Source organism: Lactobacillus selangorensis (assembly GCF_001437205.1).
In the GTDB taxonomy this organism is placed as follows: domain Bacteria; phylum Bacillota; class Bacilli; order Lactobacillales; family Lactobacillaceae; genus Paralactobacillus; species Paralactobacillus selangorensis.
Genome location: NZ_JQAZ01000003.1, coordinates 66,315 through 92,773 on the forward strand (window position 1 = coordinate 66,315; position 26,459 = coordinate 92,773).

24 protein-coding genes are annotated in these 26,459 nt (G+C 47.8%); 13 read left to right on the forward strand and 11 right to left on the reverse strand.

Annotated features, from left to right (window positions below):
- Positions 1-175: 175 nt before the first annotated feature.
- The gene (locus IV40_RS05195) at positions 176-1,012 is read right to left on the reverse strand and encodes a hypothetical protein (protein WP_057769323.1); all 837 of its coding nucleotides are present in this window, start codon (positions 1,010-1,012) and stop codon (positions 176-178) included.
- Positions 1,013-1,265: 253 nt separating this feature from the next.
- Here IV40_RS05195 and IV40_RS05200 point away from each other — a divergent pair, with 253 nt between their 5' ends.
- The 5 genes from IV40_RS05200 (at position 1,266) to IV40_RS05215 (ending at position 11,044) form a co-directional block, all read left to right on the forward strand.
- Positions 1,266-1,682: a hypothetical protein gene (locus tag IV40_RS05200; RefSeq protein ID WP_057769324.1), complete on the forward strand. Its 417-nt coding sequence runs from the start codon at positions 1,266-1,268 to the stop codon at positions 1,680-1,682.
- A 15-nt stretch (positions 1,683-1,697) separates the two neighbouring features.
- On the forward strand, positions 1,698-1,847 hold the full coding sequence (locus IV40_RS11035) for a LuxR C-terminal-related transcriptional regulator (protein ID WP_082617920.1): 150 nt from the start codon (positions 1,698-1,700) through the stop codon (positions 1,845-1,847).
- 49 nt (positions 1,848-1,896) lie between these two features.
- The gene (gene rfbB, locus IV40_RS05205) at positions 1,897-2,880 is read left to right on the forward strand and encodes a dTDP-glucose 4,6-dehydratase (RefSeq protein WP_057769325.1); all 984 of its coding nucleotides are present in this window, start codon (positions 1,897-1,899) and stop codon (positions 2,878-2,880) included.
- A gap of 82 nt (positions 2,881-2,962) precedes the next feature.
- Positions 2,963-3,958 (forward strand): SLAP domain-containing protein, encoded by a 996-nt coding sequence (locus IV40_RS10730; RefSeq protein WP_057769326.1) that lies wholly within the window; start codon positions 2,963-2,965, stop codon positions 3,956-3,958.
- Between the two features lie 186 nt (positions 3,959-4,144).
- A complete protein-coding gene (locus IV40_RS05215) occupies positions 4,145-11,044 on the forward strand; it encodes a mucin-binding protein (protein WP_057769327.1) in 6,900 nt (2,299 codons plus the stop codon).
- 80 nt (positions 11,045-11,124) lie between these two features.
- Here the strand turns inward: IV40_RS05215 and IV40_RS05220 are convergent, their stop codons facing one another.
- The 6 genes from IV40_RS05220 to IV40_RS05245 form a co-directional block, all read right to left on the reverse strand.
- A complete protein-coding gene (locus tag IV40_RS05220; RefSeq protein WP_057769328.1) occupies positions 11,125-11,751 on the reverse strand; it encodes a histidine phosphatase family protein in 627 nt (208 codons plus the stop codon).
- A 74-nt stretch (positions 11,752-11,825) separates the two neighbouring features.
- Positions 11,826-12,755 carry a ribonucleoside hydrolase RihC gene (rihC, locus tag IV40_RS05225; RefSeq protein WP_057769329.1) on the reverse strand — a complete coding sequence of 310 codons (930 nt, stop codon included), beginning with the start codon at positions 12,753-12,755 and terminating at the stop codon, positions 11,826-11,828.
- Positions 12,756-12,825: 70 nt separating this feature from the next.
- A complete protein-coding gene (locus tag IV40_RS05230) occupies positions 12,826-13,752 on the reverse strand; it encodes a nucleoside hydrolase (protein WP_057769330.1) in 927 nt (308 codons plus the stop codon).
- Between the two features lie 112 nt (positions 13,753-13,864).
- On the reverse strand, positions 13,865-14,788 hold the full coding sequence (locus IV40_RS05235; protein WP_057769331.1) for a nucleoside hydrolase: 924 nt from the start codon (positions 14,786-14,788) through the stop codon (positions 13,865-13,867).
- 118 nt (positions 14,789-14,906) lie between these two features.
- Positions 14,907-15,119 carry a DUF2922 domain-containing protein gene (locus tag IV40_RS05240; protein ID WP_057769332.1) on the reverse strand — a complete coding sequence of 71 codons (213 nt, stop codon included), beginning with the start codon at positions 15,117-15,119 and terminating at the stop codon, positions 14,907-14,909.
- 17 nt (positions 15,120-15,136) lie between these two features.
- Positions 15,137-15,352, reverse strand: a complete 216-nt coding sequence (locus IV40_RS05245; protein ID WP_057769333.1) for a DUF1659 domain-containing protein — start codon at positions 15,350-15,352, stop codon at positions 15,137-15,139.
- A gap of 236 nt (positions 15,353-15,588) precedes the next feature.
- Here IV40_RS05245 and galU point away from each other — a divergent pair, with 236 nt between their 5' ends.
- A complete protein-coding gene (gene galU, locus IV40_RS05250; RefSeq protein WP_057769334.1) occupies positions 15,589-16,497 on the forward strand; it encodes a UTP--glucose-1-phosphate uridylyltransferase GalU in 909 nt (302 codons plus the stop codon).
- 95 nt (positions 16,498-16,592) lie between these two features.
- Here the strand turns inward: galU and IV40_RS05255 are convergent, their stop codons facing one another.
- The 3 genes from IV40_RS05255 to IV40_RS05265 are packed head-to-tail and all read right to left on the reverse strand — an operon-like array spanning position 16,593 to position 18,278.
- Positions 16,593-17,345, reverse strand: a complete 753-nt coding sequence (locus IV40_RS05255; protein WP_057769335.1) for a DUF4097 family beta strand repeat-containing protein — start codon at positions 17,343-17,345, stop codon at positions 16,593-16,595.
- A gap of 2 nt (positions 17,346-17,347) precedes the next feature.
- The gene (locus IV40_RS05260) at positions 17,348-17,968 is read right to left on the reverse strand and encodes a DUF1700 domain-containing protein (RefSeq protein WP_057769336.1); all 621 of its coding nucleotides are present in this window, start codon (positions 17,966-17,968) and stop codon (positions 17,348-17,350) included.
- Positions 17,961-18,278 (reverse strand): PadR family transcriptional regulator, encoded by a 318-nt coding sequence (locus tag IV40_RS05265; protein ID WP_057769337.1) that lies wholly within the window; start codon positions 18,276-18,278, stop codon positions 17,961-17,963. The genes IV40_RS05260 and IV40_RS05265 overlap by 8 nt, the downstream gene beginning before the upstream one ends.
- Positions 18,279-18,500: 222 nt before the next feature.
- On the opposite strand from IV40_RS05265, the gene IV40_RS05270 reads away from it, so the two are divergent.
- From IV40_RS05270 to IV40_RS05295, 6 genes are all read left to right on the forward strand, one after another.
- Entirely contained in the window at positions 18,501-19,340 is an 840-nt protein-coding gene (locus IV40_RS05270) for a DUF5067 domain-containing protein (RefSeq protein WP_057769338.1), read from the forward strand.
- A 120-nt stretch (positions 19,341-19,460) separates the two neighbouring features.
- Positions 19,461-20,690, forward strand: coding sequence for a CAP domain-containing protein (locus tag IV40_RS05275; protein WP_057769339.1), 1,230 nt, complete (start codon positions 19,461-19,463; stop codon positions 20,688-20,690).
- Positions 20,691-20,939: 249 nt separating this feature from the next.
- The gene (locus tag IV40_RS10990; protein WP_057769340.1) at positions 20,940-21,845 is read left to right on the forward strand and encodes a C40 family peptidase; all 906 of its coding nucleotides are present in this window, start codon (positions 20,940-20,942) and stop codon (positions 21,843-21,845) included.
- Positions 21,846-22,204: 359 nt separating this feature from the next.
- Positions 22,205-22,924, forward strand: a complete 720-nt coding sequence (locus IV40_RS05285; RefSeq protein WP_057769341.1) for a C40 family peptidase — start codon at positions 22,205-22,207, stop codon at positions 22,922-22,924.
- A 380-nt stretch (positions 22,925-23,304) separates the two neighbouring features.
- A complete protein-coding gene (locus IV40_RS05290; RefSeq protein ID WP_057769342.1) occupies positions 23,305-23,868 on the forward strand; it encodes a restriction endonuclease in 564 nt (187 codons plus the stop codon).
- Positions 23,869-23,939: 71 nt separating this feature from the next.
- Positions 23,940-24,761: a TIM barrel protein gene (locus tag IV40_RS05295; RefSeq protein WP_236698026.1), complete on the forward strand. Its 822-nt coding sequence runs from the start codon at positions 23,940-23,942 to the stop codon at positions 24,759-24,761.
- A gap of 36 nt (positions 24,762-24,797) precedes the next feature.
- Here the strand turns inward: IV40_RS05295 and IV40_RS05300 are convergent, their stop codons facing one another.
- On the reverse strand, positions 24,798-25,103 hold the full coding sequence (locus IV40_RS05300; protein WP_057769343.1) for a hypothetical protein: 306 nt from the start codon (positions 25,101-25,103) through the stop codon (positions 24,798-24,800).
- 178 nt (positions 25,104-25,281) lie between these two features.
- On the opposite strand from IV40_RS05300, the gene IV40_RS05305 reads away from it, so the two are divergent.
- Positions 25,282-26,457, forward strand: coding sequence for an acetyl-CoA C-acetyltransferase (locus tag IV40_RS05305; RefSeq protein WP_057769344.1), 1,176 nt, complete (start codon positions 25,282-25,284; stop codon positions 26,455-26,457).
- The last annotated feature ends 2 nt before the right edge of the window (positions 26,458-26,459 follow it).

Consider the following 26,459-nt stretch of genomic DNA (forward strand, 5'->3'; position numbering starts at 1 on the left):
TTTCGGAAGATCAATTCATTTACGAATTGGTCTTCTTTTTTGGCCTTAATTTTAAGTTGAATGCGGGGAGCGAAATGATTCCGATTGCGATAAGTTAGTCGTTTATATAGTTTTTATTCGAAATAAAAAGATGCTGATGAATTTAATCATCAACATCGAATATTGTAGAGCCGTTTTAAGGTCTCTGTTTATAATAGATTTTCTTTCTGAATTCTCGCAGGAAGTAGTCCTTATCGGTTTCTGAAGCAATTTCTAAGGCGTTGAATTTGTTTTCACGGAGGACGGCGAGCATGCAATCAAAACAGGTTCGTTCAAAGACGTCTAAGAAGTTATGAAAATCGGCCATCGTCAGTTCTTCATCACTGAATTTCTCGCAGCACTGCGAGTAGGTTTTAAAGAAATAGGGATGGGTATGAAGGACATAACCGGCATCTTCGGCCATTTTCTTCTGCATAATGAAGACACAGTGCGATACTTTTTTGGCGGCTTTAAGTCGTTCGGCAAATTCGCCGTGCAGGCGGCCTTTTAAGAGCAGGCCGCAGTTGAAGCGAATGGTAACGTGATGGCGTTTCTGACTGAAATGGTCGATATGATGCAGTGCCACCCAAATGGTCGGGTGATGATGGGGACCGGTCAACGGCATAAATTGGATGACACCGTAAATTAACGGCTGGGCGGTGCGGCCGAGTTCGAGGTATTGGTGCAGCATGCGCATCGCAAAGCAGTCGAACAGGGAAGCTTTGATGGTGGTGTTAATCAGCTGTTCGGTTGTTTTGGGCGTGCGATACAAGCCATGTTCACGGTCGGCGATTAGCGTTCCGACGGCTTGGTCCAATGGAATCATAAAAACGGTGTGTTTCGATAATTCGGGTTCAGCAACGGTTCTTAACGTCGCCAGATTGACGTGGTGCTGATAGCGGGTAAATAACCGGCCGCCGTAGTGGCACAGTTCGTTGGGCATATCGTTATATGCCACTTTCATTAAGTTTCCTAAAGACGCTGGTTCTGTCATAATACTCCTCCAATGTGTAAACGTTCTTAAAAGTTTACCATGGGGACGTTTGCGAAAAAAGATAAATTCCTAAAAAAGGGGCAGAATGGCGCTCTGGGGGCGTTTTTTGGCACGACAGGTTTATTTTTAAAATGAAACGCTTCCATATCGGCTTTTTGAGCGCAAAAAGGGCATTTTCCTAAATGAATGAATGCCGTTATGCTGTCATTGTCGTGATGCGCATCCGAAATGAATTTTCATGGAGGACTACGAGATGACAGAAACAGCGGATGAATTACAAATGGCGGCGTTGTACCAGCTGCGGGATCAGTTGCAGGGCGAATATGACCAGAAGGTGATGACGGGCTGCCGGCTGATGATGAAAAATGAGAATTTGATTTATGCGGCGGTGCATCGGGCCGGTTTGACGACACAAGATCAGGATTTTGAGGATTATTGTCAATCGGCACGGGAACAGTTTGTACGGTTATATTTGAAGTATCGCAATCCGGTGCTGACGATTGATGAGGAACGGATTTTCTGCAACTATTGCTACCGGACGATGCTGTATACGATTATTCATGATCGGCAGTATCGACGCAAGCTGGTTGCACGCGAACAGGAATTTGATGCTCACCAGCAGCCGCCGCTGACGCCGGCTGATCTCTATGACCTGTCGGAACAGTGGTAGGAATTTTTCAAGCAACTGACGGTAACCGAACGAAAAGTTTTTTTCCGCATCTATTGTGATGGTGCGGATACTAAAACGGTGGCGCACGAATTGCATTTGTCGCGCCGCACGATTCAGGTATATCAAAAAAATATCAAGGCATTATGCGAAGAAGCCCTGTTATAAACGGTCGGTGCCATGCTATACTGGAGCTGATTGGAAAGGAAGGGCAGCGATGAACTTATTAGTGACCGGCGGGGCCGGTTTTATCGGTTCGCATTTTATTCATTATGAGCTGGCGCACGATTCGGCGGTACAGATTGTCAATTTGGACTTGCTGACGTATGCGGCCGATTTGGATAACCTGGATGCTATCAAAGATGAGCGGCGTTATGTGTTTGTGCAGGGCAATATTACCAACCGTGAGCTGGTGACGGAGTTGGTCCGGCAGTATCGAATCGATGCGATCGTCAATTTTGCGGCCGAATCGCATGTCGATCGGAGTATTCGCCAGCCGGACGTGTTCATCGCTTCGAATGTACAGGGCGTGGCGGCATTATTAGCCGTTTCAAGGGCGTGCCACATCGGCCGGTTTCTGCAGGTTTCGACGGATGAAGTGTACGGCAGTTTAGGCCCGACTGGTTATTCGACAGAGGAAGCGGCGTTACGGCCGAACTCGCCGTATGCGGCCAGCAAAGCGGCGGCGGACTTACTGGTGCGGGCAGCGGTGGCGACATACGGACTGGATGCATGTGCAACCCGCTGTGCCAACAACTACGGGCCGTACCAATTTCCGGAGAAGCTGATTCCGCTGATGGTGACAAACGGGCTGCTGGGGGAAAAACTGCCGTTATACGGCGACGGGCTGAATATGCGCGACTGGCTGGCTGTTCAGGATCACTGCCGTGCGATCGACCTAGTGTTGCGGCGGGGCCAGACTGGAAACGTGTATAACGTCAGCGGCCGCAGCGAACACACCAATCGTGAAATTGCTGAACGGATTGTAGCGGCGTTACATCTGCCGGACGATGCGATTGTGACGGTGCCTGACCGTCTGGGCGATGACCGGCGTTATGCCGTCGACCCGACTAAAATAATGACTGAATTGGGCTGGCGGCCAGAAGTGTCGTTTGACGATGGCCTGCAGGCGACGATTCAATGGTACGTCGACCATGAAACCTGGTGGCGGCCGCTGAAAAAACGGGCGGCTTTAGATTGAGATTCATTTGCAGAAAGCCTATAAATTTAGCGGAAAAGCTCCTATAATGAAGCTAGACCAAATTTGATTAGAGGTAGCAGATATGAAGAAAACGATTATGGCGGCCGGAATTGCGGCTGCATTATTAGGCACGACGGGTGCCGTTCTTGGTACAAGCACGACGGCTTTTGCGGCTGGCGGTTATGCCATGAATGAATTGACTTACAACCAGCTGAACCGTGTCGGGGTCACCACCGAAGCGGCAACGGTTTACAACAGCCAGGGTGTAGCAACTGGCCAGACTTTGGCAAAAGGGACGAGCTGGAAGGTGCTCGGCCATGTCCAGGATAAAGGCGGCATGGAGTACTTCCAAGTCGGCGGCAACCAGTATGTTGCCTATACCACGATGACACTGAAGGCTGAGAATATCCTGAGCAACGTTCAAACGGCCGGCGGTGTCGTTACACTGACGAATAGCGCAGCTGTTGTCGATGCGACTGGGACAGCCCATCAGACCTTGGCAAAGGGTTCAAGCTGGAAAGTAACCCAGACAGCCTATTCGGCAGTCGATAAGGAAACCTTCTATCAGGTCGGCGCTGGCTTGTATATCGGTGCTTCCAACGTGACTTATACAGGTGCTTCAAGCGATGACAACACTACCACAATCACCAACCAGCGCAGTTTGGCTGGCGGTGTGGCAACCGTGCGGGTCATCAGCGGTGCGCCGTTAGTCAACGCACAGGGCAAGACGATTCGGACACTTGGCTACAACACTGCTTGGAAGACGACTGAAATGGCGAGCGGCGCCAATGGTCATACTTATTACGAAGTCGGTCCTAGCCAGTATGTCGATGCCAACAGCGTGACGGTCACCGGCAACGTTGGTACAATCTTCAAGGATACGGAAACAACCAGTGGCGTAGCGACTGTGCGTTACAATGACATCTGGACAGTCAACGCCAATGGGACTGCTGTCAAGGCGATTTACAAAGGCAGCGCCTGGAAAGTCGGCGCCGTCGCACATGCCTACAATGGCGATACTTACTATTTGATCGGCAGCAACCAGTATGTTTCAGCCGATTTCGTTTCGTTTCAATAATAATTAAGATTCATTTTAAGCACGGGCAAACATTTAGTTGTGTCCGTGCTTTTTTGATGCAATTTAATAAGGCATATCTCACCCTCAAAATTGGAAACACATTTATACTAAATATGAGTAGAAGATTATCAATTTTCAGAAAAAATTTTTAGATAGTAAGACAAGTCTAACTTTGGAGGGTGCATCATGAAAAAAGGACTTCGTGTTCAAACACAGCCGAAAACACATTTTAAGATGTACAAGGCTAAGAAGCAGTGGTTAGTTGCGGGAATTACGTTGTTCTCATTGGGCATTGCTGGGACGATGACCAGCCATTCGGTGCATGCGGCACGTGCAACTGCGGCCGTTGAATCTGTTCAGCCGGAACCAGGTACTAGTTCAGCAGCTGCATCAAGTTCAGCCAGTTCGCAAGCTTCTTCAAGCGTTGCTAATTCAGCTCAATCATCCGTTGCGTCGAGCAGTATTCGTTCAGGAACGAATTCGAATTCAGTTCAAGCAGCAACAACTTCTAGTGCAATTGCTTCACAGGCTTCTTTAAGCGTGGCTAGTTCGCACAATGCGTCCAGTGCTGCTTTATCGAGCACTGCGAGTTCTAGTACCACTAGTGATTCACAAACTGCTTCCAGTACGGCACAGTCTGTGTCTGCCGCCAGCAGTGCCGCTTCACTTTCGGCGGATTCTTCAGCAACAAGCAACAGTTCCAGTGCTGTCAGTGTAGATACGGATCAGTTAAGTGTGGCCTCATCGGATGATGAGACAAATCTTTCATCTGCTGCAAGTGTGGCTAGTTCAGATGTAGCAACGTCGAGTGCTGTTGCTGTTTCGGCAACCAGTCAAACTGTTTCTAGTGCGGCCACTGCACCAACTTCTTTAGCTGCGGATAGTTCGGTGTCCTCAGCATATGTTCAGCAGGGAAGCGACGGTGCAGTGAACTGGGGCTTGGACTCCGCCGGAACATTGCATTTTTACAGTACTGCAGCAGATGCGGAAATGGGCACAACACAGACTTGGCGCAAGTATCAAAATAGCGTGAAGTCGATTATTTTTGAAAATCGAATTTTAATGCCAGTCGACTGTTCAAAGTTGTTTACAAATCTTTATTACTTAGTAACCATTGTTAATGGAACAAATATGGATACTAGTCAGACAACCAATATGTCGGGCATGTTCAGCAGCAATCGTAACTTGACAACACTTGATGTTTCGAATTTGGACACGTCTAATGTCACCACGATGGTAAACATGTTTGCATATGATGACAATCTGGCTAACTTGGATGTGTCTAATTTCAAGACTGGAAATGTGACTGACTTGAGCGGGATGTTTAGCCTTGGCGAGGGGAGCACGGCCCATTTAACGACAGTGGACGTTTCAAACTGGGATACTTCGAAGGTCACGAATATGTCCTATCTTTTTAATTATCAATATGCTCTGACCAGTCTTGCAGTCGGTAATTGGAATACGTCAAATGTGACAACCATGAGCCATATGTTTAATAATTGCAGAAAATTGAATGGTTTAGATGTTTCACACTGGGACACCGCAAACACGACTGATATGTCAAATTTGTTTTCTAACGCTTCTGGATTGACGGCACTCGATGTTTCAAGCTGGAAAACAGATAAGGTAACAACGTTCGCATTTCTGTTTTCTGGCTGCAGTCAATTAACATTCTTAGATGTTTCCCAGTGGCAGACTGGCAATGTGACGAATATGTCTGATACTTTTGCATATGACGGGAAGATTACATCATTGGACGTTTCGCACTGGAATACGAGTAATGTGACGATCATGGCAGACTTATTTCAAAAAATGTCAGGAATCAAATTTTTAGATGTTTCTCAATGGCAAACGAGTCATGTGACCGACATGACAAATCTGTTTTGGGCATGCACAAATTTGCAGCAATTAGATGTTTCCCAATGGCAAACGGGAGCAGTTACTACATTAAAAAATACATTTGCCAGCTTGTATGCACTAACTTATCTGGATGTATCACGTTGGGATGTTAGCAATGTCACTTCGCTGTATAATACATTTTCTTCATGCAATAATATGACGGCCTTAGATGTCGCACAATGGAATATCGGCAAGGTTACTACCATGGAGGCTACTTTTTCAGGTATGACTACCCTAATCTCCTTAGACCTGACGAATTGGGATACTAGCAATGTGACAACGATGCGTTATACTTTCAGCGGTGATTGGAAACTGCAATATCTAAATGTTTCTAAATGGAATGTTGGCAAAGTGACGTCGATGCAGAATACATTTGACTCGAATAGTTCGCTGACTAGTTTGGATGTTTCGCACTGGGATACCAGCAGCGTGACTACTATGACCTATATGTTTTATGGCTGCAAGAATTTAACCTACTTGGATGTGTCACATTGGGATATAAGCCATGTGACAGGGACGGGGCTGACCTCAATGTTTCAAGGGGCTTCGAGTCTTGATGGTCTTGATGTTTCACAATGGGATATTAGCAATGTTACTTCCTTGTGGAAAATTTTCGACTCAGCAGATAGTCTTACGTATTTGGATGTTTCAAAGTGGAATACTAGCAATGTAACCGACATGTCTAATGCCTTTTCAGGCAGTTATGGCAAAGTCGCTACTTTAAAACAACTGGATATTTCTAAGTGGGATACAAGTCATGTGACCAGTATGGATAGCATGTTTGCACGGCGTCCAATTGCCTATTTGGATGTTTCGCAGTGGAAGATGGGAAATGTCAGTACGATTGCTAGTATGTTTGAAAACGATACAATTCTGGACAATTTAGATGTTTCTAAATGGGATACCAGCAATGTGACAACGATGAATACAACTTTTTATGGGTCGGGGCTGACTTCGATTGATGTTTCTAAATGGAATACCAGTAAAGTGACTGATTTAGGCGCTACCTTTGGAAATATGAAAAAAATAACAGCACTGAATCTCTCGACATGGGATACGAGTCGTGTGACAAATATGGCCAATACTTTTTCTGCAATGAGCAAGGTGACTACTTTAGATCTTTCGACATGGGACACGAGTCATGTGACAAATATGTTTGAAATGTTCTTTGGCTCTAATTTTGTAAGTCTCAACCTGCGAAACTTTGATATGAGTGCAATCATCGTCAATGCTATGTACAACAATGGGATTTTTAGCATGTTGTCGCATGACTCAGCACTGCGACAATTAACACTTGGCCCGAAAACAAAACTGACGATGACCGCAAACGGGATTACCAATACAGCTATGATCGATAACTTGCCGAAAAATAATTTCTGGATGAACGTCGGGACCGGTACTGTACAAAATCCCGAAGGCATACGTGCGTTTAGCTCGACTGATTTGATGGCTGATTATGATGGGGCCACAATGGCCGACACTTACGTCGTTGCACCTGTTCGTGAGACGATCACGGTCAACTATATTGACGATACCGAAAATAAAACTTTGACGAATGCTGAAACGACATTGACCGGCGGCTATGGTGAAAAAGTGGCAGCGGATGATATTGCCAAGGTGGATACTACGATTCAGCATCTGCTCGATAACGGATATCGTCTGGTGGTCAATAATAAAAATCCATTGACAGCTGGGATGACTTATCCCGATGGTGGTGCAGCGTACACGGTTCATTTTGCGCATGCCACTGAAAAAGGAACCGATACGAAGACAATTATCAGCACGATTCATTATGTAATGAGTGACGGTTCACCAGCACCGACTGACAAAATTCAGACGCTTACGTTTACACGTCCTCAAACGACGGATCAAGTCACCGGTGAAATTACCTATGGCAATTGGAATGCGGCTAGTGCAATCTTTGCGGCGGTTACTTCGCCAGTCAAAACAAGTTACACAGCGGATCAGCTCAAGGTGCCCGCAGTCACGGTTACACCAGATAGTGAAAACCTGACGACAACGGTTACCTATACGCCGATTTATACGACCGTTTCGGTCAGTTTTGTTGATGACACAGAAAATGGCAAGAATATCATGTCAACGTCTGTCAATGGTCATGACGGCACCCCGATTTCTACGAATTTGAATGCCATGCTGAGCCAGCTTGAAGGGATGGGCTATGAATTAAAGGGTGCGAACCCGTTGGAAAATTTGACGGCTTATCCGAATGCAGATGTTAGTTATACCATTCATTTGGTACATGGGACGGCAGCGGCAACAGACAATTTGACCAAAGACGTCACTAGCACCATTCATTATGTCGTAGCTGATGACAAGACAACGGCACCAGCCGACAATGTACAGACGATTCACTTCACCCGGACTGGGACGACCGATCTGGTGACTGGCAAGACGACTTACACGGATTGGACGACGGCAAATAATACCTTCGCTGATGTGACAACGCCGATTCTGGAAGGCTATAAGGCAGATCAGAGTTTGGTGAAGGGCCAGATGGTCACGGGCAATTCAGACAATGTGACAACCACGGTCACTTATACATCTGATATGACTAAGGTCACGATCAGTTATCTTGATGATGATACTCATGAGACGATTTTCACAACCACACTGAATGGTGTCCAGGGCAGCAAGATGGACGGCCAAATGGTTGATACGTTTATTCGCAGCTTAACCAGCCAGGGTTATCAGCTCGCCGACGGCTCAGGTAATCCGATCACAACAGATATGACATTCCCGTCAGATGCTATCAATTATGAAGTTCATTTTACCCATCAATTAAAGACAACCGCTGAAGCTAAGAATGTCACTAGCACCATTCATTATGTCGTCGATGGCAAAGCAACGGCACCAGCTGACAACGTTCAGACGATTACATTTACACGCACTGGGACCACAGATTTGGTCACCGGTAAAACCACTTATACGGATTGGACAACGGCAAATGATACCTTTGCGGCTGTAACGACGCCGATTCTGGAAGGCTATCGTGCGGACCAGAGTGTTGTCAGCGGCCGAACCGTTACAGCGGCTTCGGATAATAGGACGACGACTGTCACCTATACTTCCGATATGGCCACCATTAACGTTGCTTTTGTCGATGATACTGACCAGAGTACAATTATGTCGACATCGTTGTCAGGTGTGCAGGGCAGTAAAGTGTCTGACGAGACGATTGCTTCAATGATTAACGGCCTAGTGGGGATGGGTTATCAGCTCGCCGACGGTTCCGGCAATCCGATTACAGACGGAATGACGTTCCCTGACAGCAATACGAGTTATACCGTTCACTTTACGCACCAGCAATTGGCTCAAACCGACGAAACGCATGCTGTCACGAGTACCGTTCATTATGTGATGAGCGATGGCGCCAAAGCACCGGCTGATAATGTCCAGACGATTACATTCACACGTACGGTCACCAAGGATGTCGTGACTGGCAAACTGACTTATGGCGATTGGACGACGGATGAGGCAACCTTCAACGATGTTATTTCGCCAGTTCTGACCGGCTACACGGCTGATCAGGCGAATGTGAATGGTCAGACTGTCAGTGGCGAGAGTGCCGACTTAGCGACGACGGTCACTTACGCACCATTGTACACAACCGTTTCGGTCAATTTCGTTGATGATACCACTGGCAAGAACATGATGTCGACGACGGTCAAAGGCCATGATGGCACGCCGATTTCAACGAATCTGAACAAACTGCTGAGCCAGTTTGAAAGTATGGGCTACCAGCTCAGCGGTCAGAATCCGTTAGATGGATTGACCACTTATCCCGACACGGATGCCAATTATACGGTCCATCTGGTCCATCAAACCCAAGCAACGGATGAAACCAAGAATGTTACCAGCACCGTTCACTATGTTGTCGATGGCAAAGCAACTGCGCCAGCAGATAATGTACAAACGCTGATGTTCACACGGACCGGCACCAAGGATTTGGTTACTGGTAAAATTACCTATACGGATTGGACGGCAGCCAATAACACCTTTGCGGATGTACAGTCACCGATTTTGGAAGGTTACCAGCCGGATCAGAGCCTTGTCAAAGGGCAGACGGTCACTGCTGATTCAGATAATTTAACGACGACTGTGACTTATAAGTCCGAAATGGCAACGATTCACGTCGATTTTGTGGATGATACTAATCAAACAACGATTGTATCCACTTCGTTGACGGGTGTGCAGGGCAGTAAAGTGTCCGACGAGACGATTGCTTCAATGATTAACGGTCTGGTCGGGATGGGTTATCAGCTGGCCGACGGGTCTGGTAATCCAATCACAGCTGGGATGACGTTCCCAACTGGCAATGCAAATTACACGGTTCACTTTACGCATCAGCAGATTGCCCAGGCCGCTGAAACACATGACGTCACCAGCACGGTTCATTATGTGATGAGCGATGGCACGCAAGCACCAGCTGACAACGTTCAGACGATCACATTTACCCGCACTGTGACCAAGGATGCCATTACTGGCAAACTGACTTATGGCGCTTGGACGGCAACGGATACGCAATTCAAAGCGGTCGACTCACCAGCCATCACTGGTTACACGCCAAATCAGACGACAGTAGCCGGCCAGACAATTACCGAAACCAGCGGCAATATCGCTGCAACTGTCACTTACACTAAGGACAGCAGCGAACCAACCACTGAACCAACCGGTCAACCGACAACGGCCCCAACTCAGGCACCAACACAGGAACCAACGAGTCAGCCGACGACGGCTCCGACACAGGCACCAACGAGTCAGCCAACAACGGCACCGACACAGGAAACGACAAGTCAGCCAACCACGGCTCCAACGCAAGCGCCGACTCAGGAACCAACCAGTCAGTCAACGACGGCTCCAACACCAGCGCCGACTCAGGAGCCAACGGCAGCTCCAGCAACTGGGTCGCAAAATCGTACTGAAAATACGGTTGTCCCAGTTGGAAAAGCGCAGGTTGTCCAAGGACAGCAGGTTAAGTCGTTGCCAATGACTGGTACTTCAAAAGCGGACGCTTCTAAAGATGCTGCGACGGAAAATGCTTTGCCGCTCACTGGCGAAGCAACGAGCCATGCGGCCGAGACGACTGGTCTAGCGGCTCTCGGATTTGCCATTTTAGGCTTATTCGGAATTACAGGCACGGACCGGAAGCACAAACGGCGTAATTAGTTTCAAAATTCGGGATAACTAGTTCAATTCCGATGTAAAAGGGCACTAACCATGCGGTTAGTGCCCTTTTTAGCGGTTCATTATTTGTTCATAAAGCTGGTATCGTTCCAGTCGGTGCAGGTAAAATGTTTGCCATCGTCAGTGGTAAAGATGGAAATACTGCTGTTGTCGAGGAGTTTGCCGTTGCGAACGTCTTTCAGCGGAACGCCTTGCAATGTTTTCAGCAGGACTAATAAGAAGGTCCCATGACTGACGACTAGGACACGCCCCTTAGGATTGGCCTGATAAATTTTATCAATGACAGCACGGCCGCGTTTAATCATATCAGGATAGCTTTCGCCGTTTTGATTGGCGGCGTCGTATTTTTCAGGATGATGGTAATAATTGATTGCCTGAGGTTCGTGGATATGGTAAGCCCGAATGTCACCGTCCCAATCCCCTTGATTGATTTCATGGAGATCGTTCACAGTCGTCATCCGGCTGGCTTCAAAGTCGTTTGGAGCCAAAACGAGCTGTGCCGTTTTCTGAGCACGGGGTTGTGGTGACACATAAACATTATCGAAGTGGACGTCTTTCAGAAACTGGCCAGCTTCTTCGGCATGCTGAACCCCGACTTCAGTTAATGGGGAATCAGTGACCCCACCGCTGTAGCGGCCTAGGACGTTGTTCATCGTCTGCCCATGACGGACAAAATAAAATTCAGTCATTAAAATTTTCCCTCTTAAGTTAGATTTGATATCTTTATTTTAGCATTAAAAAAGAACCCGCACAGGGGTTCTTTTCAGTGCTGCTCTAAATTGGTCTGCATCTGGGCGACTTCTCGTAAGAACCAGGCGTTGAAGGCTGGCGCATCGATTGTCTCACAAACGTTGGCGTTCGTCTTTTCACCGTGATAGGCGCCCCGAATGTCGGCAATTGTTGCTCCGACAGCCGGACCGTTCAATTGGATGTCGATCCAGTACGGGTGGGTCGTATAGAATTCCGGATGCAGCAAATAAGCGAGCGTGTTGACATCGTGGACGGGAATGCCGCCTTCATGACCTTGATAATAATGCGTAAATAACTTTTGCAGCATGACACCAGCCGGGCCCATTTGACCAAGCTGGGCGAGGGTCTCGTCGGTCAAAAGGGCTTTCATCGTGACGTCCAGACCAACCATCACGATTGGCAGTCCGGATTGGTACATGATTTCCGCCGCTTCGGGATCGGTGAAGACATTAAATTCGGCCGCACTGGTCATATTGCCGCCGTGCAAAGCGCCGCCCATCGCAATGATGCGCTTGATTTTTGGCTTGACATCAGGATGCTCCGCCAGCAGCAGGGCAATGTTGGTATACGAGCCGGTCGGAATCAGTGTCATCGGAACCGGACTGTTTTTCAAAGTCGTGTACAAAGCTTCGACGGCAGTCTGCGGAATCGGTTTGTGATCATATTTGGGAAAAACATAATCACCCATGCCGGATTCGCCGTGAATGCGGGCGGCATCTTCGAATGGTTTGATCAGCGGCTGTTCAGCGCCGGCTGCGACGGGAATACCGGCTTTAAAGAAACTGACCAGATTGAGTGCATTGCGAGTCGTTTTGTCGACGGTCACATTGCCGGCGACGGTCGTAATCAGCTGAAGGTCGATGTGCGGATCATTGATTGCAACTGCGATTGCAGCCGCATCATCAATTCCTGGGTCTGTATCAAGTAAAACGGGTTCCATCATAGTAATTTCCCTCCTAATAAAACGTTTTCATTATTGTATCAAGCTTTGCAAGTCTGTGCAACGAAAGACTTTAATGAATAAAAATATCTTGGATGACGGATACTTCACGGAGAAACCAAGCGTTAAAAGCCTTCGCATCAACGCCGGTGCAAACGGTGGCATTGGTTTGGCCGTTATGATAGGCACCCCGAATGTCAGCCACTGTTACACCGCTGGCCGGGCCGTCCGTTTGAACATCGATCCAGTATTTTTTAGTTGTATAGAATTCTGGATGGAGCAGGTAAGCGAAGGCATGCATATCATAAGCAGGGACACCACCGGGAATATCCCGCAAATATTTTTTGTACAGGGCTTGAAATGATTCGGCCAGCGGACCAATCTGTTTGAGCTGGTTGATCGTATCATCAGTAATGAGTGCGTTCAGGTTGACGTCGAGACTGACCATCGTGATTGGCAGACCAGATTGATAAACGGCGACAGCTGCTTCTGGGTCGGTAAAGACATTGTAATCGGCTAGGCTGTTGACGTTGCCGCGACTCAGCGCACCACCAAGCAGAATCAGCCGTTTGATTTTGTTTTTGCAATCAGGATGGTTGAGCAGCAGGAGTGCCAAGTTCGTATAGGGACCCGTGACGACCAGAGTCATCGGCTTCGGGCTGCGGCACAGTGCGGCGTACATTGCATCTGCGGCGGCTTCCGGCAAGGGTGCTGTTTCGTAGTCGGGGTATTCATAATCGGCGGTGCCGTCATTGTTGTACACATCCGATTGCGGTTCATAGGGCTTGATTAGTGCGTGTGCGGCGCCGCCAGCGACAGGAACATTCCGCTGGTAAAAGGCAACGAGGTTCAAGGAGTGTTGTGTGGCTTTTGCAATTTGGCCATCTGCAGTTACCGTTGTCAAGAGTTTCAGATCGATTCGTGGGTCGGTTAATGCTGTCGAAGTGGCTAGAATGCCGCCGATACCGGGATCCGAATCAAAAATAATAGGTTCATCCATCACAATCTCTTCCTTTAAAAAGCGATTCTATGTTTATTTTAGCAATCTGCCAAGTCATTCAGCAACTACAAAAAAGCCGAACGATCTGCAGAATTCGATTCCGTTCGGCTGGTTAGCTTAGACGCGATTGCATTTGCGTGATTTCAGACAAAAACCACTGATTGAACGCTGCTGCATCAACAGTTTCGCAGACGGCTGCATTGACTTGACCCTGATGGTAAGCATCACGGATATCGGCAACGGTGGTTCCGGCAGCGGGACCGTTCGTTTGGACATCAATCCAGTAAGAACGGGTTTGATAAAATTCAGGGTGGCACAAGTAGGCGAGTGCGTTGATATCAAAAACGGGAATACCGTTTAAATTCATATTATAATAAGACGTAAAAAGATCTTGAAACATTTGACCAATCGGACCCAGTGTCCCGAGTTTCTGCATGGTTTCCGTCGTCAGGAGTGCCTGCCGGCTGACATCAAGTCCGACCATGACAATCGAAACACCGGCGTGGTAAAGAATCTGGGCGGCTGTCGGGTCAGAATAGACGTTGAATTCAGCCGCACTGGTCATATTGCCGCCATGCAGCGACCCTCCAAAAGCAATGATTCGTTTAATTTTAGGTTTGATATCGGGATGACTGGTCAATAATTGGGCGATGTTCGTATAGGCGCCCAGTGCGACAATCGTCAGCGGCTGCTTGCTGTGCTGCAAGGTCTGGTACGCAGCGGCAACGGCCGGTTCTGATAAAGGGGCAACACGATACTCGGGGAAAATATAATCGTCGAGACCAAATTCGCCATGAATCCGTTCATCTGGTTCGAAGGGCTTGTGCAACGGGCGAACGGCGCCTTGAGCCACCGGAATGCGGACGTGGTAAAGCTGCATGATGTTCAAAACATGCCGAGTCGTCGGTGTGATCTTCGGTCCATCCGCTTCCGTGGTCACAAGCTTTAATTTGACGCCGGGATCGTTGATAGCGATCGAAAGGGCGGCGTTGCCGGCAATTCCAGGATCGATATCTAAAAGGATGGCTTCAGGCATCTCCATAACCTCTTTTTATATTATAATTTTTTTAATATCATCGCGAATATTGTAGCAATGTTAGTTAGCCTGCGCAACAAAAAGAACCCCGCCAGGACGGGCGGAGTTCCGATTTTTATTAAAAAATGATTTGTTCGTTGGTTTCAACGTATTTGGCGCCGGCAGCTTCGTGATAAAGCTGCTTGCCGTCGCGTTCGAACAGCTTGGCAGCCACGATTTTATCCATTGCGGCCCGTGTCGCTGTTTCATCGAGATCTTCTTTGACCAAATTGAGTTTTAACGTTGTCTTGCGGCCTGCTTCGTTTTTGAATGCCATTTGTAATTGTTTCATGATAATAGTCCTCCTTCTTAATCTTCGCGGTTTAATTCAGTTGTCGTAATCATGTTGATTTCGGTGACATTGTCTTCGGCACTCAATGATGCGAGCACATCGGCAAAGCTGAAAATGGCTTTTTCATCGGGATTAGCGATCAGATTGCTATAGCGGCGTGTATAATCATTTTCATCCGTTTCCCCGTGTCCCATCTTAATGGCCAATGCGTTTTTTAAAATTGTCTTTGTCATGTCGTTCTCCTCCAAATGAGTAGTTTGTGTAAGTGCTGTCCCGGCCGGTTTTGCCTTACATCTATACAAGGCATTCTAGCGGGTCAAAACGCAGAAATTTCTTAAAGTTTTTTATCTTTCATGTTATGATTAGCCTGAACTGGATTCACAAGCGATTGCGAGTCTGGTAAAATAGGTATAGTCCAATTGACTACTTAGCGCATTGATTAAAATGCAGCACAACAGGAGGTTTAATTATGCAAGTACGCAAGGCCATTATCCCGGCAGCGGGACTCGGAACACGGTTCTTACCCGCCACGAAAGCAATGCCGAAGGAAATGTTGCCGGTCGTTGATACGCCGGTCATCCAGTTTATCGTAGAGGAAGCAGCAAAGTCAGGAATTACAGATGTACTGATCATTGATGGGAAGGGCAAACAAGCCATCGAAAACCATTTTGATTCAGCACCTTTATTGGAACAAGATCTGGAAAAGAAGCATAAAGACGGCATGCTGAAAGCCGTTGAAGCTTCCACGAACATGGGCGTACATATCTATTACACCCGTCAGCCGCATCCGAATGGATTAGGGGATGCCGTTCGTCAGGCCAAGTCATTCGTTGCTGGCGAACCCTTTGTGATTATGCTTGGTGATGATTTGATGGTTGACGATGTGCCGCTGACTAAGCAGCTGATCGATGAATACGAAAATACGCATGCATCGATTCTGGCTGTAAAGAAGGTGCCGCATGATGAAGTTTCCAAGTATGGGGTCATCGATCCTTCCGGTGAAGATCACCCAGGCTTGTACAACGTCAAGAAATTCGTTGAAAAGCCGGCTGCCAAAGATGCACCAAGTGATTTAGCCATCATTGGCCGTTACCTGCTCAATCCTGAGATTTTCGAAATCTTGGAAAAGCAGACTCCTGGTGCCGGTGGCGAAATCCAGTTGACGGATGCCATCGATACTTTGAATAAGACACAGCGTGTTTTTGCCCATGAGTTCAAAGGCAAGCGTTATGACTGCGGGAATAAATTCGGCTTGCTGCAGACTTCAATCATCTACGGTTTGCAGCATCCGCAGGTCAAGGACCAATTACGTCCGTTCATCGAACAATTAGGGGCCCAATTGACTGCTGAAGATAAAAAGCAAACTGGTAAAAAATAAATCAAGTCATTAAAAAAGTTTCTAAAATGCAATTTTTTGCATTTTGGAAACTTTTTTTGTGAAAGAGGCACACATGTCACAGTTTTTTGGTGTGCCTAATTTAACGTGATATCGCCTGAACGTGTGGTCAGACGGTAGCGGGCGTCGTTCGCTTGTGAATAAATTTTGGCGACGGTTTGGCCGTTGATTTCATTATCGCCGTCCACATTAGCAAGCGCCGCTTTTTCGGCCGGCTGGCTGATGCGGATATCGCCGCTGTCAGTGGTCACGACAAGCTGACGGGCGTTCGGCTTGGTTAGTGAAACTGTGCCGCTAGTGTTGACGATACTGAGCTGGCCGACATTCGGTCTGCTGCCGGTAATGTCGCTGCCGGCGGCTTTGATGTTGAGATGCTTGAGCTGCCGGTTCGTCAGGACAATTGTGACCTGATGTGTGATACCGAAGTCAAGATCGAGATGGAAACTGCGATCGATTGGTTTGGCTTTCGAGGTCGCAAAGGTAACTGGGTCGGACAGGACGGCGGTCGCACGTGCGGCTTTTTGAGTCGAAGCAATCGCCAAAGTACTGCCATTTTGGGCAGCACGTGGGGTCTGGCCGGTTTCACCTTCAAGAATCACTTTGGCAGTTTTGCCCCGTTTAATTTTAATATCGGAATCCCGAAGATTGATATTAAGCGTTTTGATGTCATTATCAAGCGGCAGTGTCGTTTTAGTTGCTTTGTAAAATTCAAACTGATGGGTGCTGTTATTCCAAGCGGCACTCATCCGGGCATGCATCGCAGTACCGGCTAAGACACAGAAGAAACCAACGATGATGGCAATTAGACTGCCTTTGAAGAAATGTTTCATGATTAACGGGCCTCCTTTGCCTGCCGGCGTTTCTGAATTTTGTTATATACAAATTTAGTAAAGTTAGTCAGCATTTGAACGAAAAGGCTCAATAAGTATTTGGCGATGATCAGAATCAGGAAGGTACTCCCTAAGGCAATTAAACCGATTCCGATGAAGAACAGCGCCGTTGCAAAGTGAGTAAAGAGGACGCTGAAACCGACGGCTAGAGCGGCAAAACCGCCGATGATGGCTGTTGCCAGCAGAATCAGTGCCACCACAGCCAAAATTCCAATCAGCAGAATGCCGATGAAGATTAGCCCAAAGACGACCAATGCAATCGGTATGGCGATTGGCGTTGCAAACAGTGCGAGCAGGATAATCCACATCAGCCGCAAGTTGTGACGGGATTTCTGCTGCGGCTGGTCCATCCATGTATCGGCACCGTCATCGGCTTTGATCGAATAATCAGCGAGAATTTTGCGGGCCAGCTGTTTTGGGCGCCCCAATTTCTGGGTAATCTCGGCTTCGCTGTCGAGACCGGCATCAAGAATGTATTCACGGTAGAACTCAAGTACATCGTCTTTTTCGGCCGGCGAAAGGCCAGTCAGATGCTTTTCTAGTTGTTGTAAGTAATTATTCATCTTGATTTCCTTTCATTAACCAGTCGATCTGATGTTTGTATAATTCCCAGTCGCTGCGAATTTCGCTGAGCCGTTGGAGTCCATTCGGGGTCAGCTGGTAGTAGCGGCGGTTGCGTCCTTGAAATGGTTTATCGTAAGTGGTCAGCCAGCCCTGTTTTTTCAAACGGCGCAGGACCGGATAGAGTGTTGATTCGGAAATCGGAATCGTCTGCTGCACCAGCTGCGTAATCGCATAGCCGTAATAATCTTCCTGCGATAAAATCGCTAGGACACAGCCATCGAGCAGCTCTGTATTGATTGGAATCGCCATGTTATTCTCCTTTGCATATTATACCTGATATAATATCATTCAATTGTATCTTAGCAGGGGCTCCGCCGGTTGGCAATCCGCCTTTAGACCGATCTGAACGCTGCGAGTGCATTTTCTTAAGTTTTCGTGTGATTATTGGTTTATGCCGGACAGGTCGGCCAGAAACTGTTATGCTAGCATTAAATGAATGCAGATTAGATTACGGAAGAGGATGGATGGACAGTGACAATCAAACAATGGGGAACCGCTGGGGTCGTTTTAGTGGCCATGCCGCTGGTTTTAGCAGCCTGCGGGACCAAAAAGACAACGACACAGCCTAAAACGGCAGCTGCAACGGCGAAATTTGCGAAGGGAATTTATACGACAAAAACTGAAAAGCTGACGGTCGGTGCTGCCAAAACGGCTGACAACAACAAAGTGGTCGGAATTCAATATACCGTCACAAACAAAGGCAAAAAAGCCTTTCAGCCTTTGAATCAGCTGTCGAAGGCGTTTAAAGTGCGTCAGGGCAGCAAGACACTGTCCGTCGTCGATTATCAGGACCAGAACGATGCCAATGTTCAGAAGGCCGAAAAGAAACTTGAAAAGAATCTCAAGGCCGGCAAGACGGTTACGGGAACATTGTATTACCAGCTGAAAAAGAGCGATACGCCGGTCAAAGTAACGGCTTATAATGAAAACGGCAAACAGCTCGGCAGCGTCAAACGCAAATTAACGGTCGCAACGGCAACGAGTTCGTCATCGGCCTCAAGTGCAGCGGCAGCTGTTTCGAGTACTTCAACAGTTGCAGCGGCGCAAAGCCAGTTAGCCAGCGTCGGGATGACAATCGCTAGTGCTTCGACCAGCGGAATCAGTATGGTGCCGAGTTCCGATACCATGAAACAGGCCCTGCAGTCCGACAGCACCGCCAGTGCGGTTGTTTCCCAAGCTTTGCCGAGTTTGGAAGCTGCTAGTCAAAAAGCCGGCAGTGTTCCGGTCACTTTGTACGCTGATTCAAATATGACGACCAAATTAGTGACGCTTCAAAACGGTTCGGTCACCTATAATCGGTACGGCAATTAAAAAAACGCTTGAATTTAATCGAAATGAAATATCAAATCGGGGCAAAGTCTGGTACACTCTAAACAAATGAGGCAGCTTGCTTTGTACCTCTACATATTGAAAAGAAAGGTAATCAGGTTCATGAATAAGAAGAATAACGTCCAACTCTCAAAAAAATGGCTTGTCACAGGATTAGCGTCGAGCGCATTGTTAGTCGGCGGTGTCATGGTCACAACGGCGACACCGACTCATGCGGCAACGATCGAAAATGTCAGCGGCATCCAAACGACAAAGATCACAGCGGCTTCAGGTGCCGTTTTGTATCGCACACCGGCAACCAACGGCACGGTCGTGAAAAGTGTCGCCGTCAACAGCAGCTGGCGTGTTCTTCGTCAAACGACTGCGGCCGACGGAACGACTTGGTACGATCTGGGCGGCAACCAATGGGTACAAGCCGCTGAAACGACCGGCCTGCAGCTGGTCGGGGGCCAACCGCAACCGACAGCGATGACGAATGCCGTTGCGACGACGACCACCAGCGCCGTTTTATACAATGGCTACGGCAGCAATGCGTCCGCCAGCGGCCGGGTCTTAACAACCGGCTCGCGCTGGAAGGTTTCCAACCAAGTGACAGTGAATGGAACGACTTGGTATGAAGTCGGCGGCAACCAGTGGATTACTTCTGGACAGTCGACTTTAGCAGCTAATCAAACGAATTCGTCTAATTCACAGGCAAACGTTGAAGGCACAACAGCGACACAAGCCCAAACCGTTACGGTGCATGCCAATGGGGCAACCTTGTATAATGGATATGGAACGAGTGCTGTGGCCAGCCGCAGTTTGAGTGCTTATTCGGCTTGGAAAGTCGGCCGGACGACCACTGTCAACAACGTGACTTGGTATGAAATTGGTGCTAATCAGTGGGTTAACAGCAATGAAATTACCGGCGCCAATGATTTTGTGCCGAACTCAGCCAACATGGCGGCGGTCGAAAATCGAGTTATCGAACTGATCAATCAATTACGGGCCAGCAAAGGACTCAGTCAATTAACGCTCAACAGTCAGCTCCAGGTTTTGAGCTATAACCGGGCCAATGTGCAACGGACACGCGGTTCGCTCGATGAACACGCCGGCTGGAAGTCTGCTTTGGATGCTTCCGGATACTATTATTCTGTCGCCGGTGAAAACCTGGTCCAAGGTCTGATGGGTAATAGTGTGGAAGCAACTGCCCAAGAAGCCTTTAATTTATGGAAAAATTCACCTGGCCATTACGCCAATATGGTCAACCCGAAATATACAAATATCGGCTTAACGATTTTACCCGACAGCGATGGTTATCGTGACTGGGGTGCAACCGAATTCGGCTGTTAAATCGCAAAAGGGTCGGAACGTGATCGTTCCGGCCCTTTTTGTGTCTGAATGAAAATACGCACAAGCGTTTTCACATTTTGTAACCTCATTTTGCCTATTCTGTAATCTGTCTGACACATTCATCGTGTAAACTAAGTTTTGTTGATAAGCGAAAGAGCTTTCAATCTTAAATAGAAATTTGCACCACTTAAAACAATTTCCGATGTGCTCGGAAAAATAGATTACATATACTTAGGGGAGAATATCAATATGACAATCAAACGAAATCTCGTGACATTTGCCGCAGCCAGTGCTTTAGGGTTAGCCGGTGCTGCATTGACTCAAAGTAATTCTGCACAGCATGTTCATGCTGCAACCAACTCCGTGAAGATCACCAATGCTGCTGGTGCCAACTTATTAGATGGCAACGGCAATGTAATCCGTCATTTGGCCGCTGGTTCGGAATGGCTCTCTTATCAGACAAAGACGGGCAGCAATGGCGATACATGGATCAACTTAGGCGCTGATCAGTGGGTCGACAGTGTCAACACCTCCGACAATTCCAGCAGCACCTCCAGCGCATCTTCATCTAGCAGCATTTTTACTGCTACGAAAGCAGTCAGCTTAGTTGATGTCAGCAACAACTACCTGCGTACTTTGCCAGCCGGCTCTAAGTGGAAGACTTACGGCACGATGACTGGCTGGAACGGCGATACTTATGTAAACTTAGGCGGCAACCAGTGGGTCGATGAAACGGCTGCCAACGCAGCTTCGACGGCAGTTGAAGGCGCAACAACAACTGCTACCAGCCGTGACACACAAGTGCAGGAAGTGATTGCCCTTGCGAAGGCACAAATCGGCAAGCCGTATGTTTGGGGTGCAAAAGGCCCGAACTCATTTGACTGCTCTGGTTTGACACAATATGTCTTTCAGAATGCGGTTGGCAAGAGCATCGGCGGTTACACGGTTGCACAGGAAAGTGCTGGCACGATTGTTTCGATCAGCAACTTGCAAGCCGGCGACTTAGTCTTCTGGGGTTCTCGTGGTGCCACTTATCATGTCGGCATTTACATCGGCAACAACCAGTACATCGCTGCACCGCAGCCTGGTGAAAACGTCAAGATTTCGTCTATCTCGGCTTACTTCTACCCATCCTTCGGTGTCCGTGTCCTTTAATTTGAAATAAATGGGCACAAGGAGGCATTTTAGTCAAATAAAACGCTTTCTTATGTTACAGAATGATGACAAAATACAACTTTAGACCGATTTTTAGACCGCTTCAGCCCGAAAATCGGTCTTTTTGTGTGCCGAATCAGCCGATTTTTGAAATTGGTATGGACAAATATCGTTGCCAGGACGGGCTGCAAAAATCATTGTGTGCAACCGTTCCCTTTTGTAACTTGATTTGCGCACTCCTGTAATCAAACTGAAACATCGCTCGTGTAGTATAAAGAGCGTTGAAGGGGCACAAATTCTTCACATAAAAAACGAAATTTGTTAACTTAAAAAAATTTTAGAAATTGGGAGAAATATCGATGACATTCAAAAAACATTTATTAACACTTGCTGCTGCCGGCTTTGTTGGGTTGTCTGCCACAGCACTTGCACAAGTTAACCAAACGGGTCATGTTTCCGCCGCAACCAACGTTGTTACAGTTTCAAATCCTTACGGTGCCAACTTGCTGAATGGTCAGGGTCATGTGATTCGCGCCTTAAAGCCGAACTCATCATGGATCGCTTATGAAACGATCAACCGTCCAGACGGCAGTCGTTGGGTAAATGTTGGTGGCGATCAATGGATTTCCACCGCGAATGTCACAACTGGCTCAACTGCCGTTGAAAGTGCTACAACAACGAAGACGACAACTACTACAGCAGCTACAACTCGTGCTCAGAAGGTACAAAAGTTGATTTCGGTTGCTGAAGCACAAATCGGCAAGCCATACGTTTGGGGTGCAAAAGGCCCGAACTCATTCGATTGCTCCGGCTTCACACAGTATGTTTATCAGAATGCTTTAGGGAAGAGCATTGGCGGTTACACCGTTGCTCAGGAATCCGCAGGTTCAATCGTTGCCGTTAACAACTTGAACGCCGGCGACTTGATTTTCTGGGGTGCCCGTGGTGCCACATACCACGTTGCAATGTACATCGGCAACAACCAGTACATCGCTGCACCGCAACCAGGTGAAAACGTCAAGATTTCATCGATTTCAAGCTACTTCTACCCATCCTTCGGCGTTCACTTCGCATTCTAAAATAATTCAAGAAAAATTCAAAAATGGATTGTTAAATTTTTGATAATTTGATATACTATGTGCGAAGCAATAATTCGCATATATACATAACATAAGTTTCACCTTTACGTAAATTTCATGGGAATGTGATTAAGCGTAACACATAATGAAAACCACTTCGGTAACGAAGTGGTTTTTTTATGTTTTCTTAAGAATTTTGCTGCTCAGGTTTAAACGTGTGCGCAGAAGCGTTAAGTTGCTGTTCCACAAATCCCACGACTAGAATTTTGGGCAAAGCATCCTTAACCCGCACGCTCGCACGCTCCTTGTTTGCACTCTTTTTGCTTTTTTGTTAATCTTATAACAGAACGTCTGTTTGCAGGTTAGAAAGAGAGTATGTCATGCGACGTAAATTGACACAGTTTATTTATCGGCTCGGACTGGCGGGCTTTATTCTGGGGCTCCTGTATTTCTGGCAGCGGCCGAGTTTATACTTAGCCCCGTACCGGACCCAGCTCGATCCATGGGCGGCGTTTCTATTGATTGCTTACTTAGTGATGGGAGCGTACTGGCTGTTTCGGCTGCCGGAACGGTTCGACCACGTTTCGTTACGGAAAATCGACGAGATGGAGGGAGATGAATTTGAGCACTACACAGCCTATTTGCTCAAGCATCTCGGCTACCGCCACATCCATGTCACCAATTACGAAGGTGATCAAGGCATCGACGTCCTTGCTGAACGGCACGGCGAAAAGTGGGGCTTCCAATGCAAACGCTGGCAGGCCTACGTCGGCAACAAAGCCGTTCAGGAAGTTTGGGCCGGCAAGGGTTTTTACGACCTCGACCAAGTCGCCGTGATTACCAACAGCCACTTTACACGTTCGGCACGGGCACTGGGCAACAAGCTTGAGATCGAACTGATCGACCGGGAAGGCCTGAAGAAACTGATCAACGAAGCACACTGAGCTTTTAGCTTGGTGTGTTTTTAAGTTGGAAAAGCTTATACTGAAGGCAAAGATAAAGGAGGGGACTGCTTGTGACAGTTCAACTTGGTTTGAAAGGCAGCACGGATTCGGCACAGTTAATGGATCGGCTGCAGTTTTATCCGCAGGTGTATGAATTTCATCTCGTTGATACAGATTTAACAACGGAGGGCCTGCAGCGGCTCAGGGATGAAATCGATCAGGTCAAAGCGACGGCAACGACTCAGATTGTGCTGCATCATCCGACTCGGGTTCATGGCAAATCGCTGGAGATGATTACAGCTGAAAATCAGGAACCGGAAGTGTATCGTTTCCTGATTGACAGTTCGGAAAAATTAATCGATTTGGCTCGGGAAAAAGATATTCAAGTGCTGCTGCATGGCGCTTATTCGCAAAAACGAGCTCAGCACTATCTGGATGCTTATCCCGATATCGAGGCGGCGCAGAAGGTTTTGTTCGACCGCCTCGACTACTTCCAGCGGTACGGCGGCCGCCACGTCATGTTCGAAAATTCGATTTCGCCGCTGTATTATTACGGCGATGCTGAATTCGACCAGTTTATCTACCAGAAAAATTACCGCTTGGCGTTTGATACGAGCCATGTCTTCATTAAAAGTCATGGCGATAACGATGTTTTGCTGGCCGCTTTGAACGACCTGTATGCCCACATTGTTCATTATCACTTGGTCGATTCGATGGGACGCAAGCATGATAGTTTAGAACTGGGCAAAGGCAAGATTGACTGGGCACGAGTCCTGCCCCGTCTCAATCCAGCGGCGACGAATATTTATGAAATCGGGCTCGCAAATCCGAATGATTGCCTGCCGATGGTGCGGAGCCATTGTTATGCCCGTCATCTGCAAGAACAGCAATAAAAAAGCCGGCTGAATGTCAGTCGGCCGCAGTTCAGCTCAGCCCAGCAGAATTGTCTGGCCGTCCTGTCGATAGCCGAAAATGGGATAGGGATGTTTATCCAGCTCAACAAAGACGTAATGCTGGTAGTAAATGCGTTTTTGAATTAGGAGTCGCAGTTCCCACAGATGGAGGGGGTGGCCGCCTTGTTTCAGGCGCAGAATCAGCTGCAGTTCTTCCTCAGGCGTTTCAGTCGTCTCAAAGTCGGCGAGATTGTAATTGTCGCCGCCGAGCGGATTTTCAAATTGAATGATGTCGTTTTTGGGCAGGTCGCCGAATAACATCAATAGGTCGAGCACACGCATTTTTAGGTCGCCTCCATCATTTAAGAATACGCGCTTGTCGTGTTTTTGCAACACACAAACGGCGTTCTAACAGCTTAAAAATACTTAAAGAATAACAAATAAATTATCTTATTAAAGTCGAGTCTGGTAAACTAGAATAGTGAATATTCTAGAAAATTGGTGAGGGGTCATGGAATTTATGGATAAAATCGTCATTGCAGGTGCAGTGCGGACGCCGATTGGGAAATTAGGCGGCGAATTAAGCACTGTCTCAGCTGTTGAACTCGGTACTTTAGTTGTCAAAGAAGCCATGAAACGTGCCAAGGTCCAGCCACAGGATGTGGACCAAGTGATCTTCGGAAATGTCTTACAAGCCGGAAATGGACAGAACGTTGCGCGTCAAGTCGAAGTCAATGCTGGAATTCCAGTTTCGAGCACGGCGATGACGGTTAACGAAGTCTGCGGCAGCGGGCTGAAGTCCGTCCGGTTAGGGCAATCTGCCATTATGATGGGCGATGCCGACATTGTCGTCGTCGGCGGGACCGAAAATATGTCTCAAGCCCCTTACTTAGATAAAACAACACGGTGGGGCCACAAATTCGGCAACGTCACCTTGGAAGATGAGATGCTGGTTGATGGACTGACCGATGCCTTTTCACAACGCCACATGGGGATTACGGCGGAAAATGTCGCCAATCGCTTCCATGTGACTCGTGAGCAGCAGGATGCGTTTGGGGTTCAGTCGCAGCAACGGGCCGCCGCCGCTACCAAAGCCGGTTATTTCGATGCTGAAAAGATTCCAGTTACCGTCCACACTCGTAAAGGCGATGTGGTTGTCGATACGGACCAGCAGATTCGGGATACCAGTCTGGAACTGATGGGCAAGCTCCGTCCGGCATTTGCCAAAGACGGCAGTGTGACCGCCGGAAATTCATCTGGTATCAATGATGGGGCTGCTGCTTTAGTTTTGATGCGGGCTTCCAAAGCCGAAGAACTGGGTGTGCCCGTTTTAGGTTCGATTGAAGGATACGCCGAAGTCGGCATTGATCCCGAAATTATGGGCTATGCACCGTACTATGCGATTCCAAAGGCAGTCGCACAAGCTGGTTTAACGTTAGACGACATCGACTTGTTTGAAATCAACGAAGCCTATGCCTCACAGAGTGTTGCGGTCACGCGTGATCTCAAACTCGATTTGGATAAAGTCAATATTTCGGGCGGAGCGATTGCGCTTGGCCATCCGATCGGTGCTTCCGGCGCCCGCATTTTGACCACGCTGTTATACAACATGCAGCGTCTGGACAAGCATGAGGGGGTCGCCGGCATTTGTATCGGCGGCGGCCTTGGAATCGCCATGAATGTCAAACGGGCATAAAT